This window comes from Sphingobacterium paramultivorum (genome assembly GCF_014109745.1).
In the GTDB taxonomy this organism is placed as follows: Bacteria; Bacteroidota; Bacteroidia; order Sphingobacteriales; family Sphingobacteriaceae; genus Sphingobacterium; species Sphingobacterium paramultivorum.
This window is the reverse complement of the sequence record NZ_CP058555.1, coordinates 1,605,923-1,620,213: the sequence shown is the minus strand read 5'-3', so window position 1 is coordinate 1,620,213 and position 14,291 is coordinate 1,605,923. Positions and strand designations below refer to the sequence as shown.

The 14,291-nt window shown below is 39.7% G+C and carries 14 protein-coding genes; 5 read left to right on the top strand and 9 right to left on the bottom strand.

Features of this window, described 5'->3' with window-relative positions:
• Window positions 1–41: 41 nt before the first annotated feature.
• Entirely contained in the window at window positions 42–1,244 is a 1,203-nt protein-coding gene (gene fabV, locus HS960_RS06990; protein WP_153844604.1) for an enoyl-ACP reductase FabV, read from the bottom strand.
• 263 nt (window positions 1,245–1,507) lie between these two features.
• Between fabV and HS960_RS06985 the strand changes: the two genes are divergently transcribed.
• Window positions 1,508–2,344 carry a DMT family transporter gene (locus HS960_RS06985; protein WP_228280225.1) on the top strand — a complete coding sequence of 279 codons (837 nt, stop codon included), beginning with the start codon at window positions 1,508–1,510 and terminating at the stop codon, window positions 2,342–2,344.
• An 8-nt stretch (window positions 2,345–2,352) separates the two neighbouring features.
• Here the strand turns inward: HS960_RS06985 and HS960_RS06980 are convergent, their stop codons facing one another.
• From HS960_RS06980 to HS960_RS06970, 3 genes are all read right to left on the bottom strand, one after another.
• On the bottom strand, window positions 2,353–4,143 hold the full coding sequence (locus HS960_RS06980) for an ABC transporter ATP-binding protein (RefSeq protein WP_153844606.1): 1,791 nt from the start codon (window positions 4,141–4,143) through the stop codon (window positions 2,353–2,355).
• Window positions 4,144–4,295: 152 nt separating this feature from the next.
• Window positions 4,296–5,090: a S1/P1 nuclease gene (locus HS960_RS06975; RefSeq protein WP_182331953.1), complete on the bottom strand. Its 795-nt coding sequence runs from the start codon at window positions 5,088–5,090 to the stop codon at window positions 4,296–4,298.
• 125 nt (window positions 5,091–5,215) lie between these two features.
• Window positions 5,216–5,677, bottom strand: a complete 462-nt coding sequence (locus HS960_RS06970) for a DUF4268 domain-containing protein (RefSeq protein WP_182331951.1) — start codon at window positions 5,675–5,677, stop codon at window positions 5,216–5,218.
• A gap of 105 nt (window positions 5,678–5,782) precedes the next feature.
• On the opposite strand from HS960_RS06970, the gene HS960_RS06965 reads away from it, so the two are divergent.
• Complete coding sequence (locus HS960_RS06965) at window positions 5,783–6,313, top strand: lipocalin family protein (protein WP_153844771.1); 531 nt, start codon at window positions 5,783–5,785, stop codon at window positions 6,311–6,313.
• Here HS960_RS06965 and HS960_RS06960 read toward each other — a convergent pair.
• On the bottom strand, window positions 6,310–6,615 hold the full coding sequence (locus HS960_RS06960) for a hypothetical protein (RefSeq protein WP_153844607.1): 306 nt from the start codon (window positions 6,613–6,615) through the stop codon (window positions 6,310–6,312). The two genes, HS960_RS06965 and HS960_RS06960, sit on opposite strands and share 4 nt — an antisense overlap.
• A gap of 151 nt (window positions 6,616–6,766) precedes the next feature.
• Window positions 6,767–8,071 carry an ammonium transporter gene (locus HS960_RS06955; RefSeq protein WP_153844608.1) on the bottom strand — a complete coding sequence of 435 codons (1,305 nt, stop codon included), beginning with the start codon at window positions 8,069–8,071 and terminating at the stop codon, window positions 6,767–6,769.
• Window positions 8,072–8,360: 289 nt separating this feature from the next.
• On the opposite strand from HS960_RS06955, the gene HS960_RS06950 reads away from it, so the two are divergent.
• On the top strand, window positions 8,361–9,413 hold the full coding sequence (locus HS960_RS06950) for an outer membrane beta-barrel protein (RefSeq protein WP_153844609.1): 1,053 nt from the start codon (window positions 8,361–8,363) through the stop codon (window positions 9,411–9,413).
• A gap of 98 nt (window positions 9,414–9,511) precedes the next feature.
• On the opposite strand, the gene HS960_RS06945 is transcribed toward HS960_RS06950, so the two are convergent.
• Both HS960_RS06945 and HS960_RS06940 read right to left on the bottom strand, forming a co-directional pair.
• Complete coding sequence (locus HS960_RS06945) at window positions 9,512–10,894, bottom strand: OmpA family protein (RefSeq protein ID WP_182331949.1); 1,383 nt, start codon at window positions 10,892–10,894, stop codon at window positions 9,512–9,514.
• A 70-nt stretch (window positions 10,895–10,964) separates the two neighbouring features.
• A complete protein-coding gene (locus tag HS960_RS06940) occupies window positions 10,965–11,378 on the bottom strand; it encodes an NUDIX hydrolase (protein ID WP_153844611.1) in 414 nt (137 codons plus the stop codon).
• A 250-nt stretch (window positions 11,379–11,628) separates the two neighbouring features.
• Between HS960_RS06940 and HS960_RS06935 the strand changes: the two genes are divergently transcribed.
• On the top strand, window positions 11,629–12,648 hold the full coding sequence (locus HS960_RS06935) for a L,D-transpeptidase (RefSeq protein WP_153844612.1): 1,020 nt from the start codon (window positions 11,629–11,631) through the stop codon (window positions 12,646–12,648).
• Window positions 12,649–12,730: 82 nt separating this feature from the next.
• Window positions 12,731–13,492 (top strand): murein L,D-transpeptidase catalytic domain family protein, encoded by a 762-nt coding sequence (locus HS960_RS06930; protein ID WP_227550076.1) that lies wholly within the window; start codon window positions 12,731–12,733, stop codon window positions 13,490–13,492.
• A 90-nt stretch (window positions 13,493–13,582) separates the two neighbouring features.
• Here the strand turns inward: HS960_RS06930 and HS960_RS06925 are convergent, their stop codons facing one another.
• Complete coding sequence (locus HS960_RS06925) at window positions 13,583–14,281, bottom strand: carboxylesterase family protein (RefSeq protein ID WP_182331947.1); 699 nt, start codon at window positions 14,279–14,281, stop codon at window positions 13,583–13,585.
• Window positions 14,282–14,291 lie beyond the last annotated feature (10 nt).

Below are 14,291 nucleotides of genomic sequence, written 5' to 3'. Positions count from 1 at the left end.
TTATACATTCACCGCTCTTTTTGTAGGTATATCCGTTAAAATTAACCTTCAATACTCGGTACTCCAACAACTTCATTGGTATCAGCGTTGTAATCGATACCGTCGAAATTGAAACCGAACAAATTGAAAAACTCGTTACGGTAACCTTCAATATCTGAAATTTCGGCTAAATTTTCAGTTGTTGCTTTCTCCCACAATGCTGCAACTTCAGCCTGAACATCTTCACGCATTTCTAAGTCATCAACACGGATACGACCTTTGTCATCAAGCAATACCTTTCCGTCAGCGGTATAAAGTCGCTCAGCAAACAAACGTTGCATTTGTTCAATTGTACCTTCGTGAATGCCTTTTTCCTTCATGACTTTATACAATAAAGAAATGTATAAAGGAACAACTGGAATAGCTGAACTTGATTGTGTTACCAAGGCTTTATTCACCGATACATAGGATACACCATTAATATCGCTCAAAATCGCGTTTATTGCAGGCACTGTTCCTTCTAAATTATCCTTTGCACGACCAATTGTACCATTACGGTAAATTGGATAAGTAAGTTCAGGACCTATGTAAGAATAGGCAACTGTTTTTGCTCCCTCAGCTAACACACCAGCAGCTTTAAGATCTTCGATCCAAAACTTCCAGTCTTCTCCACCCATAACAGCTACGGTATTCGCAATATCTTCTTCATTTTCAACAGGCTGAATGGTAATGTCTGAAATTACACCCGTATGAAAATCTACCGTTTTATTGGTAAAAGGCTCTTGTATAGGTTTCAAAACAGAAGCATGTGCTACGCCCGTTTTTGGATGCGTACGGCGTGGTGATGCCAAACTATAAACCACTAAATCAACCTGTCCTAGATCCTTTTTAATAAGCTCAATAGTTTGTTTTTTCACTTCGTCCGAAAAAGCATCGCCATTGATACTTTTGGCATATAATCCCGCCTCATGGGCTTCTTTCTCAAAAGCTGCCGAATTGTACCATCCAGCAGTTCCTGGCTTGCCTTCTGCTGCAGGTTTTTCAAAAAATACACCGATTGTAGCAGCTCCAGAACCAAATGCTGCAGAAATCCGAGATGCAATACCAAATCCAGTAGAAGCACCGATTACCAATACTTTCTTTGGACCATTCGCGATCTCACCTTTGGATTTCACGTATTCAATTTGATTTTTAATGTTTTGCGCAGCCCCTTGTGGATGCGAGGTTAAACAAATAAAACCTCTAGTTCTTGGTTGTATAATCATCTTGATTAATTTTCTTACTACTTGTTTTATTGATTAGGCAAAATAAGGAATTTTAAATGAGAAAATCGCGATAAAAATCAATTAGTTTTTGTTTCATTTCCATTTGAACGGACATTTGCTTACTTTCACAAAGTTAAGTATACATCGCACTCCTATTATTTATGCCAATCCAATTTACAATAAAAAAGAATAAAAAAAATGCACTTTTTTTAGGAACGCTAGCTGCGCTATTTTTTGCTAGCACCTTCGTTCTAAACCGTATTATGGCAATCTCCGGCGGAAGTTGGCAATGGACAGCCTCTTTACGTTTTATTTGGATGCTCCCAATATTACTTCTCATTGTTGCCATAAGAGGAAACCTCATCGATTTACTCAAAGAAATCAGATCCAACCTTTGGCAATGGCTTCTTTGGAGCACTATCGGATTCGGGCTATTCTATGCAGCACTTACCTATGGCGCAAATTATGGACCATCTTGGCTCGTAGCCAGCACCTTCGAATTCACTATTATAGCCGGCATGTTCATTGGTCCGCTGCTCGATAAGAAAGGGCAACGAAAAGGCATATCAAAAGCTTCACTCCTCTTCTCCATCCTTATTTTTTTAGGTATTCTTTTGATGCAAATTTCAGAGGCCCAGTCAACCTCTTTAAACACAATGTTATTGGGAACCATCCCTGTATTGATCGGCGCTGTTGCCTACCCCTTAGGCAACCGTAAAATGATGAAAATATCGAACAATAGATTGGATGCTTTTCAACGTACACTCGGCATGACACTCTGTAGTATGCCATTTTGGATTATCCTGAGCCTATTTGGCTATTTTGATAATGGCCTACCTACTGATAGTCAACTTTTCCAAACCTTTTTAGTAGCCATTTTTTCAGGAGTGATTGCAACACTTTTATTTTTCTCAGCTACCGATTTCGTTCATCAGGACCATAAAGCATTGGCAGCTGTAGAGGCAACACAGGCCATGGAAGTTATTTTTACGTTGGTTGGCGAAATTCTTATCCTGCAGGCGGCGCTTCCAAATGTATATTCCTGTATTGGTATTGTCATGGTGGTTATTGGCATGATTTTACATAGTCGCACAAGTTAATAATACTCTCACCTTTCATCTGATTGTAATGTTCTGCTTATTTTACTCAGATTTAAACTGTTGGCCATTGCTGAGAAAATATCATAATAGGTTCCTTTATGTGCGTATAGATCTTCATGTTGTCCTTTCTCTACCACCATTCCCTTTTCCATGACCACAATGGCATTGGAATCGATGATTTGAGAGATACTATGGGAAACGATAATTACTGTACGATCTTTCTTTATAGCATCCAAACTATTTTTAATCTGTTCGGTCGCGATGGCGTCCAAATTAGCCGTAGGCTCGTCGAGAAAAATAATGGGTGGATTTTTTAAAAACAAACGGGCTATGGCGATCCGCTGCTGTTGGCCCCCTGATAGTGACTGCGCATCCGAATCGTAACCCTTGGGCAGATCCATAATCTGCTCATGAATATAGGCTTTCTTGGCTGCTTCAATGATTTCTTCCCTAGAACTTCCCATTTTACCATATTCAATATTTTCAAAGATAGTCCCTTTAAAAATATGATTACGCTGCAATACCATACCGATATGTCGACGGAGAAACGCTGTATCGTACTTTGCCAGATCCACCCCGTCCAAAAAAATTTGGCCGCTGCTGGGTTCGTAAAATTTGTCCAATAAGTTGATAATCGTGCTTTTCCCGGCCCCACTCAGCCCCACTAAAGCCGTTATTTCATTCGGCTTGATCTCAAAATTCACGTCCTTTAAAGCAACGGTTCCATTTGGATATTCAAAAAAAACATTCCGCAACGCCAAATGTCCTTGAATATGTGCTGGCTTATAATCACCTTTTGATTCAATATGCTCGTCAGATTCCAAAATTTCGAAGAAAGATTCTGAATAGATCAGGGCATCGTTTACCTCATCATAAATACGGTGCAACTGACGTATTGGCGCCGAAACGTTATTAAATAACATGATATGAAACATAATCGCACCAATGGTGATTTGGCCAGAGAGAACAAGATAAGCCGTTAAAACAATGATAATGACAACAGCAATCTGTTCGACAAAATTTTTAATGCTGTCGTAAAGAAAACTCGTTTTTCGAGTTTCCATTTGATTCTCAGTCATTTCAAATTGGATCTTTTCATGACGTTTAGCTTCTTCTGGCTCCCGAACGAATGATTTAATTACTAAAATTGAATCGATCAAACTAATGATCCGGTTATTTTTCGACTCCCGGTAATTGCGCATCTGCCTTCTAAAGCCTGTCAACTTGGAGGCTTGGGTCTGACTAATATAAAGATACAAAGGAATAACAGCCACCCCTACCAGACCTACATATACATTAGCGTAGAACATACAGATTAATGCAATGATTGCATTTGCAAACAAAGGCAGAATATCAATAAAGAAATTTTGGACCAAACGTGTCAACGAACTAATACCGGCATCTATCCGAGTAGCCAATTTTCCACTTTCATTATCGGTTGAGGTATAAAAGGCTAACTTATAGGTCAAAATGCGGTTTACAATAGATTGAGAGAAGTCCCGTGCGATATAAATTCGAAGTTTCTCTCCGTAAAATTTCTGACCAAACTGAACAAAAGCATAGACTATTTCTTTAATTAACAAAATAATACTGATCATGCCTACTAGATACATGCCTTTTGATAAGGGTTCTTTGGCGACCATCAGGTCATTAATTTGATCGACGGTATACCGTAAAATAAAAGCATTTATTTGCGCAGCAAAAGACCCCACTACCGTTAATAACAAGGTATAAATAATCAACTGACGATAGGGTTTGGCAAAGGGAACAATTTTTTTAAATAATTGCGGGATAGTCATTGAAATTGATTTTAATATAGAGGAAACAACTAATCTAGGGACATTGTTTAAATGAAAAGCATAAAATCAATTTGATCACAACGACGTACTAACACAAAAAAGGCGTATCGTTTCATGATACGCCTTTCCAACAATTTGCGGGAGCCGCAATATTAACCAAAAATTCGATTTAATACTTTAGCTAGCCTTAAGCCACCTTTTAGCATACATTGCTCCATAATATCCTTGTTTTGATAAACATAGGAGTACGATAAATTGGCGTTATTGGCTACGTCAGCGTAAATCTTTTCAGCCAATTGATTTGATTCATACAACCAGTTAGCGAGCTCTCCAGCCGCCAGCTGCTCATTCTCTTTTTTGTTATTCACATCTAAAACAGTTGCAAACTCGGTATAACTATATTTCTCATTGTCTACCAAATCACTATCCCAAACACGGTGGATATTTGATTTTTTTCCAAACCAGCTTACTTCAATCTTATTGCCACCTTGATCCTCTGCACGGCTAACATGCATGGGTTGATGCGCATCGCCCAGAATATGGATCAAGAAATACAGGTTTTGTTTTTGTTGATCCATTGGAATAGTCTTATCTGCAAAGGACTTCTCAATACGGAGCGCTGTCTTATACAGATTCTCATCAGCTGAATTTTCTAAACCCAACTGAAAATCGGCCCAGGGTAAATTTGAGTTTAAATTTATAAAATGGGAATTCCCCAGTTTTTTAAATTCAGGATTGGGATCTGATTTGATAAAATCTCCCCAGTTGGCCCAATAGGCCAGCTTTTGCTGTCCAATGACTTTTCCAATATTCTTTTTGGCTTTTTTAGTCAAATGGCGTTCCGCAATTTCAGCCACGACACGATGCCCTGTTGTCCCCCACGCAAATACCGAAGAAAGCTGAAAACACAATGCCATTGCCAGCAAACCCTTGATCATTTTTTTCATTAGATTGTTGTTTTAAATGATGACGAAGCTCCTACCTGTTAGAAAAACGCCGTTCGCTCCCACAAACTGGAGTTGAAAAGCGGAATCAAACCTGTAATAACCCATCTTACTATACTGAATGTTAATTATTTGAAAATATCGAACGTATACTTCGCCGAAGACCAAAACTCATCCAAAGCAATTATTCTAGGCTTAAAAAAAGAAATGAGCTCGGCCCAGTCATCCTCTTTAAAAACACTGTAACCGGATAAGCTTGTATAGATCCGGCAAATCGGCTTTCCATATTCGTCCATTCCGTCCATGTCCCAAATCCACTCTTCTTCAAGAAGATCCTGCAACAACGTTTTAAACTGAAGAAATTGTTCTGCCATTAATGCCCTGAGCCCAGCATCAGATTGGGACCACTGTATCGCAATAGTTGCCACCTTCTTATCCGCATCCATTTTGAAGTATAAATGCTTAATACCTGTCTTGTAGTTAATCCAATTTGCTTTCTCCCCATCTGCCGATGCATGTAAAGCCATAAATTGCCCAAACTTCGTCCAGAATAACTGTTTTAATTGTTTTATCTCTTCCCTTGAATACACCGATACAAATTTTTAGTCAACAAAATTAGCAAAATAGCTCGGTATGTCTAAACCTTATTGGTATCAAAATTGTTGTTTTAACGATAAACATATTCGAAGATGAACATGGATAAGAAAAAATCACTATTACTATTAACTGGCATAGCACTTGGGGCTGTGGCCTATAATGCCTTTAAACCCGTCATCTCGCGACCTGACGTCGTGGATCCTTTTGACTTGGATAAATATCTTGGAAAATGGTTTGAAATAGCTAGACTCGACTTCTATTGGGAAAAAGGCTTAAGTCAAGTTTCCGCGGAATATAGCAAAAATAAAAATGGTACGATACGTGTCAATAACCAAGGGTACTCCGAAGACAAAGAACGCTGGAAACAGTCTATCGGAAAAGCCAAATTTGTCAACAGTCCCAATGAAGGTGCACTTAAAGTATCGTTCTTTGGTCCTTTCTACAGTGGGTATAATATTGTAAAAATTACGCCTGATTATAAATACGCACTCATTTTTGGTGACAATCTAGACTATATGTGGATTCTGAGCCGTGAGACTGAGATTCCAGATAAAATCAGAAATGAATTTTTAACCTATGCCCTGCAATGCGGCTATGAAACCGGTGATCTCGTATGGACCAAACATTAGTCGAAGATCGGAGCTAACAGCTGGTAGTTTAACGTCTTATCCTGTGTGAGTACATCAGCTATCTCCTCAACATCTTCCGGCGTGATTGCATTTCTGATACCTGCATTGTAGAGATTTACAAGGAACAGGGCACCTGCACGTTTTTCGTTGAGCAGCAAAATTGAACTCCCGACATAGAAATTTAATACGGATACTGCATAGTCGCCAAACAGGTTAAAACCGAAATCACCATTTTTCTGTAGGCAATAACGCATCATTTTTTCAAAATCAGAACGCAAAGTATCTTTTATCTCAGTAGTCATCAAAATCTTTTTAGAGGCACAATTACTGGAAATAGCGCATAACATCATACACTCCTCTCCTGGCAGGACAAAAATGCAAAAAATATCCCAAACAATGTACCGCTAAGCAGTAGATTGTTTGGGATAAACTATGCGTTATGCTGCGACTAGTTTACAATGCTTCTGCATGTTGAGAAACATCCAAACCAAGCTCTTCATCTGTCTCTTCGACGCGCAATGGAGCTATAATATCGGTGATCTTCAATAGCACAAGTGAACCAACGAAGGCAAAAAATGACACCGCAAATAGTGCAACCATATGAACAAAAAACAATTTCGTTTCGCCAAAAAATAGACCATTGTCCACAACAACAGGATTAATGTTATGATGGGCAAACACACCGGTAAGTACCATACCAACCATGCCACCTACCCCATGACAAGGAAATACATCCAACGTATCGTCGATACTTGTTTTACTTCTCAGATATACAACCAGATTACTAACCAACGCGCCAACTAAACCAATGATCATCGCATGTGGAATACTGACAAAACCAGCAGCTGGTGTAATCGCAACCAAACCAACAACGGCACCGATACATGCCCCCATTGCTGAAGGTTTCTTTCCACGTATGATATCAACAAATATCCATGCCATAGCGGCCATGGCTGATGCTGTGGTCGTGGTCGCAAAAGCGTAAGCTGCCAAAGAATTTGCTCCACCAGCAGAACCTGCGTTAAATCCAAACCAGCCAAACCACAAGAGTGCTGTACCTAATATCACGTAGCTTATGCGCGCCGGATTATGAATTTGCAGTTTACGTCCTTTTAAATAAATCGCTGCTGCCAATGCTGCCCAACCGGCCGACATGTGCACAACTGTACCACCGGCAAAATCAAGAACACCAAATTTTGCCAATATACCTTCAGGGTGCCAAGTAGCATGTGCCAATGGCATATAAATAAAAATACTGAACAGAATAATGAATAGCATAAATGAATTAAAACGAATACGTTCAGCAAAAGCCCCCGTGATCAATGCTGGTGTGATAATCGCAAACTTCAATTGAAACATCGCAAACAAAACCAAAGGTATAGTGGGAAGCGCTCCCCAAGCAACATTCCCTAATGTACCTTTCATCATAAAAAATGTACGCGGATCGCCTACAATACCACCGATATCATCACCGAAAGCCAAACTGAAGCCAACAATGACCCAGAGGATTGTCATTAAACACATACATATAAAGCTTTGCATCATCGTTGAAATTACATTCTTCTTGCTAACCATACCGCCATAAAAAAACGCAAGTCCAGGTGTCATAATCAACACCAATGCAGAAGAAGTTAACAACCAGGCCGTATCTCCCGTATCAAATTCTGCCTTGTTTAAGTCAGACAAGTCAATGGACGGAAATACAAGTCCCAATACTCCTAAAAGAACTAGAACAATGAGTGGAATAATTTTTTTCATTTGTTTAAACTGATTAGTGTTTTCAATATATTAATAAAATTGTTAAAAAAATACAAGAACAAAACAAAAACCTACTTTCCCTTATAATTTTTTCAAATATAAAGTCTTTTTGTTAAAAAAATACTATGTTATTTTATTTTTTATGATTTTTTTTACATAATTTCACAGAAACAAACACAAAAACCATAATTACCAATTAATTTTTAAACAAAAACCAATACAAAACAGACAAAACAAAAGAATTAAACCTTAAAAAAATCAAACAAATCAAACTTAAACCAAAAAAAACATGAAAAAACTTCTAACAATCATCTTTTTATCATTATTTCTAATAAAAACAGCTACATCACAAGAAGAAACCAAAGAAAAAGGAGTAGAAATATCCGGATCAGTGGATACTTATTGGAAATATGATTTTCAAAACAAACCTAACATCAACACCTATTTCACCGAAGACAACAACTCCGTCTCTATTGGGATGGTGGATTTGGCTGTAAAAAAGAAGTTTAAAAAAGCATCATTTGTCGGAGAATTGTCTTTTGGCCCTAGAGGGCAGTATCGATCCATTATGAATGGTGATGGCCAGGCCGGCGATGACAAAAACAGTTTCCATATCCAAAATCTATATGTAGGCTATGATCTGACCGAAAAACTCAATCTTACTGCAGGTTTCATGGGAACATTTGTGGGTTTTGAAGTGATATCACCAACCTACAATTTCCATTATTCAACTTCTTATTTATTCGGTGCCGGTCCATTTCAAGACGCTGGTTTAAAAGCTACTTATAGTTTCTCAGACAAAGTGGCTTTAATGGTCGGACTATTTAACGACTGGAACGTCTATCAAGATATGAATGGAGTTTCACATGTCGGATCACAACTTGCCTATACCCCCAACGATAAAAGCAGCTTTTATCTCAATTTTCTAACAGGATCCTCTGCTGGCGGCAAAACCAATTACAGCTCTGGAACATTGGTCGATCTTGTAGCTAATTATGACTTCACCCCCAAATTTTTTCTTGGTTTAAATGCTACAAATTATAAAAAGAGAGATGGTGGGGGTTACTCTGGAGTAGCACTTTATCCAAGAATTCATTTTTCAGAACATTTTGGACTAGGATTACGCGAAGAGTTTTTCCAAACGCATAAAGAGGAAGAAAATGGAATCCCTAGTTCCAATATTCTCGCAACCACCTTGACCGCAGAATACAATTACCATGGATTCAAATTTATTCCCGAAATCAGAATTGACAAAGGAAATACCGAACGATTCATCAAGAATGACCTAAGCCCGACCAAATCTGCAGGACAATTTCTATTGGCCTGTGTCTACAGTTTCTAAATAGCATTACATTACACATAAAAGGAAAGAGCAGATTCCAGTGGAATCTGCTCTTTCCTTTTATTTTCGAAGCGGTCTAGCTGCGTTGCAAAAAGCAATTATCGAACACTTACCGAAACATGACGATCCATAATACGATCGGATTCGGGCGCATCTGCCATATACTTGGCAAACTGTGAGCCGTAACCCTCTGCACCTATCACCTGTTTGGAAAGCTGCTCTTTACCCAGGTAATCCTTTACAGCTGTTGCCCGCTCAAGCGATAACTTTTTATTAAAATCCTCATTGCCCGTTTTGTCTGTATATCCACCGATTTTAATATTAGCTGCAGGAAAAGCCTTTAATATCGCAGCAAGATTACTTAATTGCACCTGACTTTCAGGCAGTACCTCGGCTGTACCTGTTTTGAAATTCAGGTTATCGAAATCAAACCAGGTATTTTTCAGGGAATCTTCACCCATCGATTTATAATCGGATTTTAAAAATTGGACCAAGTGATCCTCTATCCCGCCTTTAAAAGCAGCAAGTTTGACACCGTTTGGTAGGATGACCTCCGTCGGCTCGCGCTCAACCATACTGGACCCCGTTTTCATAGTATCTGGCTCTACCTTTGTATTGTTTACACTGGTGTCGGTAGCACCGTCTTGCTTGCTTCCACTACAGCCTTTTCCAAATAAAAACCAAAGCGCAGCCAATACGGCCAGGGCGATTAAAATCTTCCACCAACCGCCACCGGAACCGCTTCCAGAACCAGTTCCAGCGATTGCTGCCCTGGACTCTTCCGCTCTTGGCAATGACAAGGGCTCTTTATGTGCTTCCAGTTCATTTGCCGGATTAATGGGTATTGACTTATGACTATCCACCTCCTTAGCAACATCAGCAGGAATTGCATGTTCAGTCGCGGATTCTGCCGACGCAGAAAAATGTGCACCATCAAAAAGCTTCCCAAAGGCGCCTAAGCCTAACCCAGCTGGAACAGCAGCAGCAAAAGCGGTTTTATTTTCCTCCAAAACATGACCGATACGATCAAAATCCCAATTTTGGCCCTTATTTGTTAGACTGGAGAATATCGCGGGCAAAGAAAAATTCATTAATTTCCCAATGGAGCTGCCATCATACCCCAAATAACCGGCAACAGTACTCAAAACAGTATCCAGACCGCCACCAAATATTGATCCCAATAAACCCTGAGCATTCTCACCTTTCACAGCAGGATCCGCTGCGGGCCCATCTGCTTTGCTTACACTGCCGAGAAGCTCCTGGAAATCAAAATTCGCAAAGTGCTGCTTAGCCCTTTCAAGTATCTCCGAAATCCCACTACCTGAATCGGAATGTTGGCTTAAACCTAAAAACAAGGCGGGAATTGTTACATTCAAACCCTGCTTTACCCCCTCTTTATCCTGATTTAAAACTTGCCCTATCTGAGCGACCGCCCCTTCGTCAAAAAAGTCCTTCGCCCCTTTTAAAAGCTGATTTTCCATAATCTTTGTTTATTTATAGTTTATATAAAACTCTAACAAACAAAGGTTTAATTTGTTTACCTTACACGATTTAACGATCAAAATCACCCGAAAGCCATTTTGGTAGAACAAACTCGGATGCCAGGTGGGCCCATTGGTAACTTTGCCAATCAGCTCTACTGATCCACAGCACTTCTTCCAGTTCTTCGTAAGCCTCAAATGCATAACGCTCTGCCAGTTTAATTAAATAGATATAGCCCACGACCTCCGTATTTAACTCATTTACAGCCTGTGTACTGTGACTACCAATAAAGCTTATTTCCATGCTGCTCACATCATACCGAAGCTCCTCTTTCAGTTCACGAATTAAGGTCTGCTCACGGCTTTCTTCCGGCCCTACCTTCCCCCCAGGTAGCTGAAAATAGCTAGACCCTTTTTTACGAACCATTAGCAAATCTCCTTCCGGAGCAAGCATCACCGCCGAGCAAATAACAATTTTGTCCATATCATTTATTTCAGATCACAAAACTAACTTTTTATCCATCATCGAAGAAATATCTCCCCCGCATTCAAGACAGCTCTTTAAAATAAAATTTTACCGCAATAAACGCTTTATCATTGAAAATCTGTTACAGTTCACAAAACGAATAGTAAGGTTTAACAGCAAATCTATTTCCTTCAACTGCAATAAAATTGCAAATAATAAACTAATTATCTAAGTTTAAGGTATAAAACGATAATCTATACTTCCATATATGAATCGAAGATTAACCTGTTTAATACTAAGCATATTGTTTCTATTGCCGGGATGCCAGCAAGACAAGAAAAACACAGCAAAAACCAATCAGCAAACTGAGCAGCAAAAACCTACTCCACTTAAAGAGCAGGTTGAGCAGAAAAAAATACTTACCGCTGAGGATATTATCTTAAAAAAAGAGCTGCTTTACAACAAATACACCCTGGAAGACAGCTATCCTTACAAAGACACCACACGCAGTTTTCAATGGGAAAAGATCAAAGAACGCCTAGCCTTTATCGAAAATTTTCAACAGACACCATCGCTGTATGGGATTCTACAGAATTATCAAAATGAAAAAGGCGAAGCCCCAACAATACAGGACTATAAACGGGACTCTTATAAACGCGTATCTGACAGTTTCAATGTCGAACGCTATCAAGCGGCACCACTCTACGATCTTAACGGCGCCAAAGCTGTTCGTTACGGTCGCGACGGCTGGCTCGTCCGCATACAAGGCCCCGACAGCATAGCTCGAATTCCGATTGAAGGTATTTCATTCGAAGGAAAATATACGGTTCCCAAAAGATATCTGCGTATTATTAGCGACACTGTGCAGTTCAAGATCATCAATGTCGTCGATGTAAAGAACCAAAATATCTGCACCTTGGAAAAAGTCGGAAACGAATGGCTTGTCCGAAGCATGAATCCCGTGACGAGTGGTCGGCACAAACCTCCCCATGCCCAGGAAACACCAATAGGCCTCTTTGTTGTCCAGGAACACAAATCCAAGATGTTTTATTATGAAGACGGTACCAAAACTTACGCCGGATTCGCACCTTATGCCACCCGATTTACCGCCGGGGCCTATATACATGGAGTTCCAGTCAACAATCCCAATGGTAGCATTATCGAATATAGTGAGAGCCTGGGCACAATACCCAAGTCGCATATGTGCGTCAGAAATGCGTCATCTCACGCTCAATTTGTCTATAAACGGTCAAAAGACCTCGCTTCACTGGTCGTTGTTATTGATTAACAATATTTAACATTCTGTAAATCAAATATGTATTAACTTTAATAATTAATTTTGTAAACATCTACACAGAAAAGGGAGAAGAATGGGAAATACGTTTATGTTTCTTTTGATGGCACTCAATACAGCATTGTCTTCACAAGAAGAATTAAAAACAACAGATCAACAAACCACCAGCACTCATCGTATCAATGTCGAACGTCAACGCACCGAAGTTGACTCGTTGTATGATGAAATGAATCTAGGCAAAGTATTAAAATACGAAGCGTTTCGTCAAGCAATGGAAGGCAGAAAAGAACTTCCGATCCACAACAAGGACATCATGACCGTCATTGACTTTTCATTGGCATCAACGGAAAAAAGACTTGTGGTACTCGACCTTGCGCACAAAAGAGTACTTTTCAACACACTGGTTGCGCATGGAAAAAATAGCGGAGAAAACTATGCTGTCAATTTTTCAAATCAACAGGAGTCACTTAAAAGTTCTTTAGGGTTCTTCACAACAGAAAACACGTACAACGGCGAGAATGGCTACTCCTTGGTATTAAATGGTCTTGAAGAAGGTATAAATGACAATGCAAAAGCAAGATATGTTGTGATGCATGGCGCCGATTACTGTAGCACAGGAACAATAGCAAGTTTAGGTAGACTCGGTAAAAGCTACGGTTGCCCCGCAGTACCAAGGGAATTTGCAGGCCCTATCATTAACACCATCAAAGATGGAACGTTGTTGTTTATTTATGCCGACAACTCCGAGTATCTCACAAAGACACACTTGATCCATCAACCCAATATATTGATGGCGCAATTTCAAAAAAGACCGCCTGCATTTGATCACGAAGGCTAATAAATAAAAAAAGCCTGATGGAAATACTTCATCAGGCTTTTTTTATTTATAAATTGTCTTTCGATACACCGCTACCGGACCAACACGATTCTAAGATTTATGCTTTTTCTTAAATTTCAACATCCAATTGTAAATTGCATCATCATGGAACAATCGCTCCACACTTCCATGCGTCCCCCCTTTTATCACATTTAAGCTCACATTTGCATCCGGATCTTCTCTTTTGATCGCATTCATAATTTTTCTGGATTCCGAAATTGGCACGGCACGATCAGCGGTACCATGATGAAGCCATATCGGCACCTGAGTCAGGTTAGATGCATACTGACTCGATCCGCCGCCACATATTGCTACTGCAGCAGCCACCCTTTCGGGATATTTACCAGCCACATCCATGGTACCATAGCCCCCCATACTCATGCCGCAAACGTAAATACGGTCGGGGTCAGCATTATAATGTTCAATAACATAGTCAATAATTTCGATTACTTTGTCCGGATCCCATCCTCCCCGGGACTGTGGCGCAACAATTATCCCAGGCACCTCCTGCCCTTTGTTGATGGCATACAATACACCATAACGCTTTACACGATCTAAATTTGTCCCGGACAAACTTCTTCCATGCAAAAACACAAATACAGGCTGTTTTTCAGACTCCAAAGAATCCAGTGCGGCATCTTTCAATAAAAAAGGATAAGCAGTTTCTCCTTTTATAGCGTGTATTTCCTGCGCGTTTACGCGCATCAACAGCATAAAGAAAAAACAGATATACAGGTAAACTTTTCGCATATTTCTTGTC

What these genes read in the sequence shown, in the direction of transcription:
- fabV (WP_153844604.1), bottom strand. Translation starts at nt 1,244, where the DNA reads ATGATTATACAACCAAGAACTAGAGGTTTTATTTGTTTAACCTCGCAT.
- HS960_RS06985 (WP_228280225.1), top strand. Translation starts at nt 1,508, where the DNA reads ATGGCAATCTCCGGCGGAAGTTGGCAATGGACAGCCTCTTTACGTTTT.
- HS960_RS06980 (WP_153844606.1), bottom strand. Translation starts at nt 4,143, where the DNA reads ATGACTATCCCGCAATTATTTAAAAAAATTGTTCCCTTTGCCAAACCC.
- HS960_RS06975 (WP_182331953.1), bottom strand. Translation starts at nt 5,090, where the DNA reads ATGAAAAAAATGATCAAGGGTTTGCTGGCAATGGCATTGTGTTTTCAG.
- HS960_RS06965 (WP_153844771.1), top strand. Translation starts at nt 5,783, where the DNA reads ATGGATAAGAAAAAATCACTATTACTATTAACTGGCATAGCACTTGGG.
- HS960_RS06960 (WP_153844607.1), bottom strand. Translation starts at nt 6,615, where the DNA reads ATGACTACTGAGATAAAAGATACTTTGCGTTCTGATTTTGAAAAAATG.
- HS960_RS06955 (WP_153844608.1), bottom strand. Translation starts at nt 8,071, where the DNA reads ATGAAAAAAATTATTCCACTCATTGTTCTAGTTCTTTTAGGAGTATTG.
- HS960_RS06950 (WP_153844609.1), top strand. Translation starts at nt 8,361, where the DNA reads ATGAAAAAACTTCTAACAATCATCTTTTTATCATTATTTCTAATAAAA.
- HS960_RS06945 (WP_182331949.1), bottom strand. Translation starts at nt 10,894, where the DNA reads ATGGAAAATCAGCTTTTAAAAGGGGCGAAGGACTTTTTTGACGAAGGG.
- HS960_RS06940 (WP_153844611.1), bottom strand. Translation starts at nt 11,378, where the DNA reads ATGGACAAAATTGTTATTTGCTCGGCGGTGATGCTTGCTCCGGAAGGA.
- HS960_RS06935 (WP_153844612.1), top strand. Translation starts at nt 11,629, where the DNA reads ATGAATCGAAGATTAACCTGTTTAATACTAAGCATATTGTTTCTATTG.
- HS960_RS06930 (WP_227550076.1), top strand. Translation starts at nt 12,731, where the DNA reads ATGGGAAATACGTTTATGTTTCTTTTGATGGCACTCAATACAGCATTG.
- HS960_RS06925 (WP_182331947.1), bottom strand. Translation starts at nt 14,281, where the DNA reads ATGCGAAAAGTTTACCTGTATATCTGTTTTTTCTTTATGCTGTTGATG.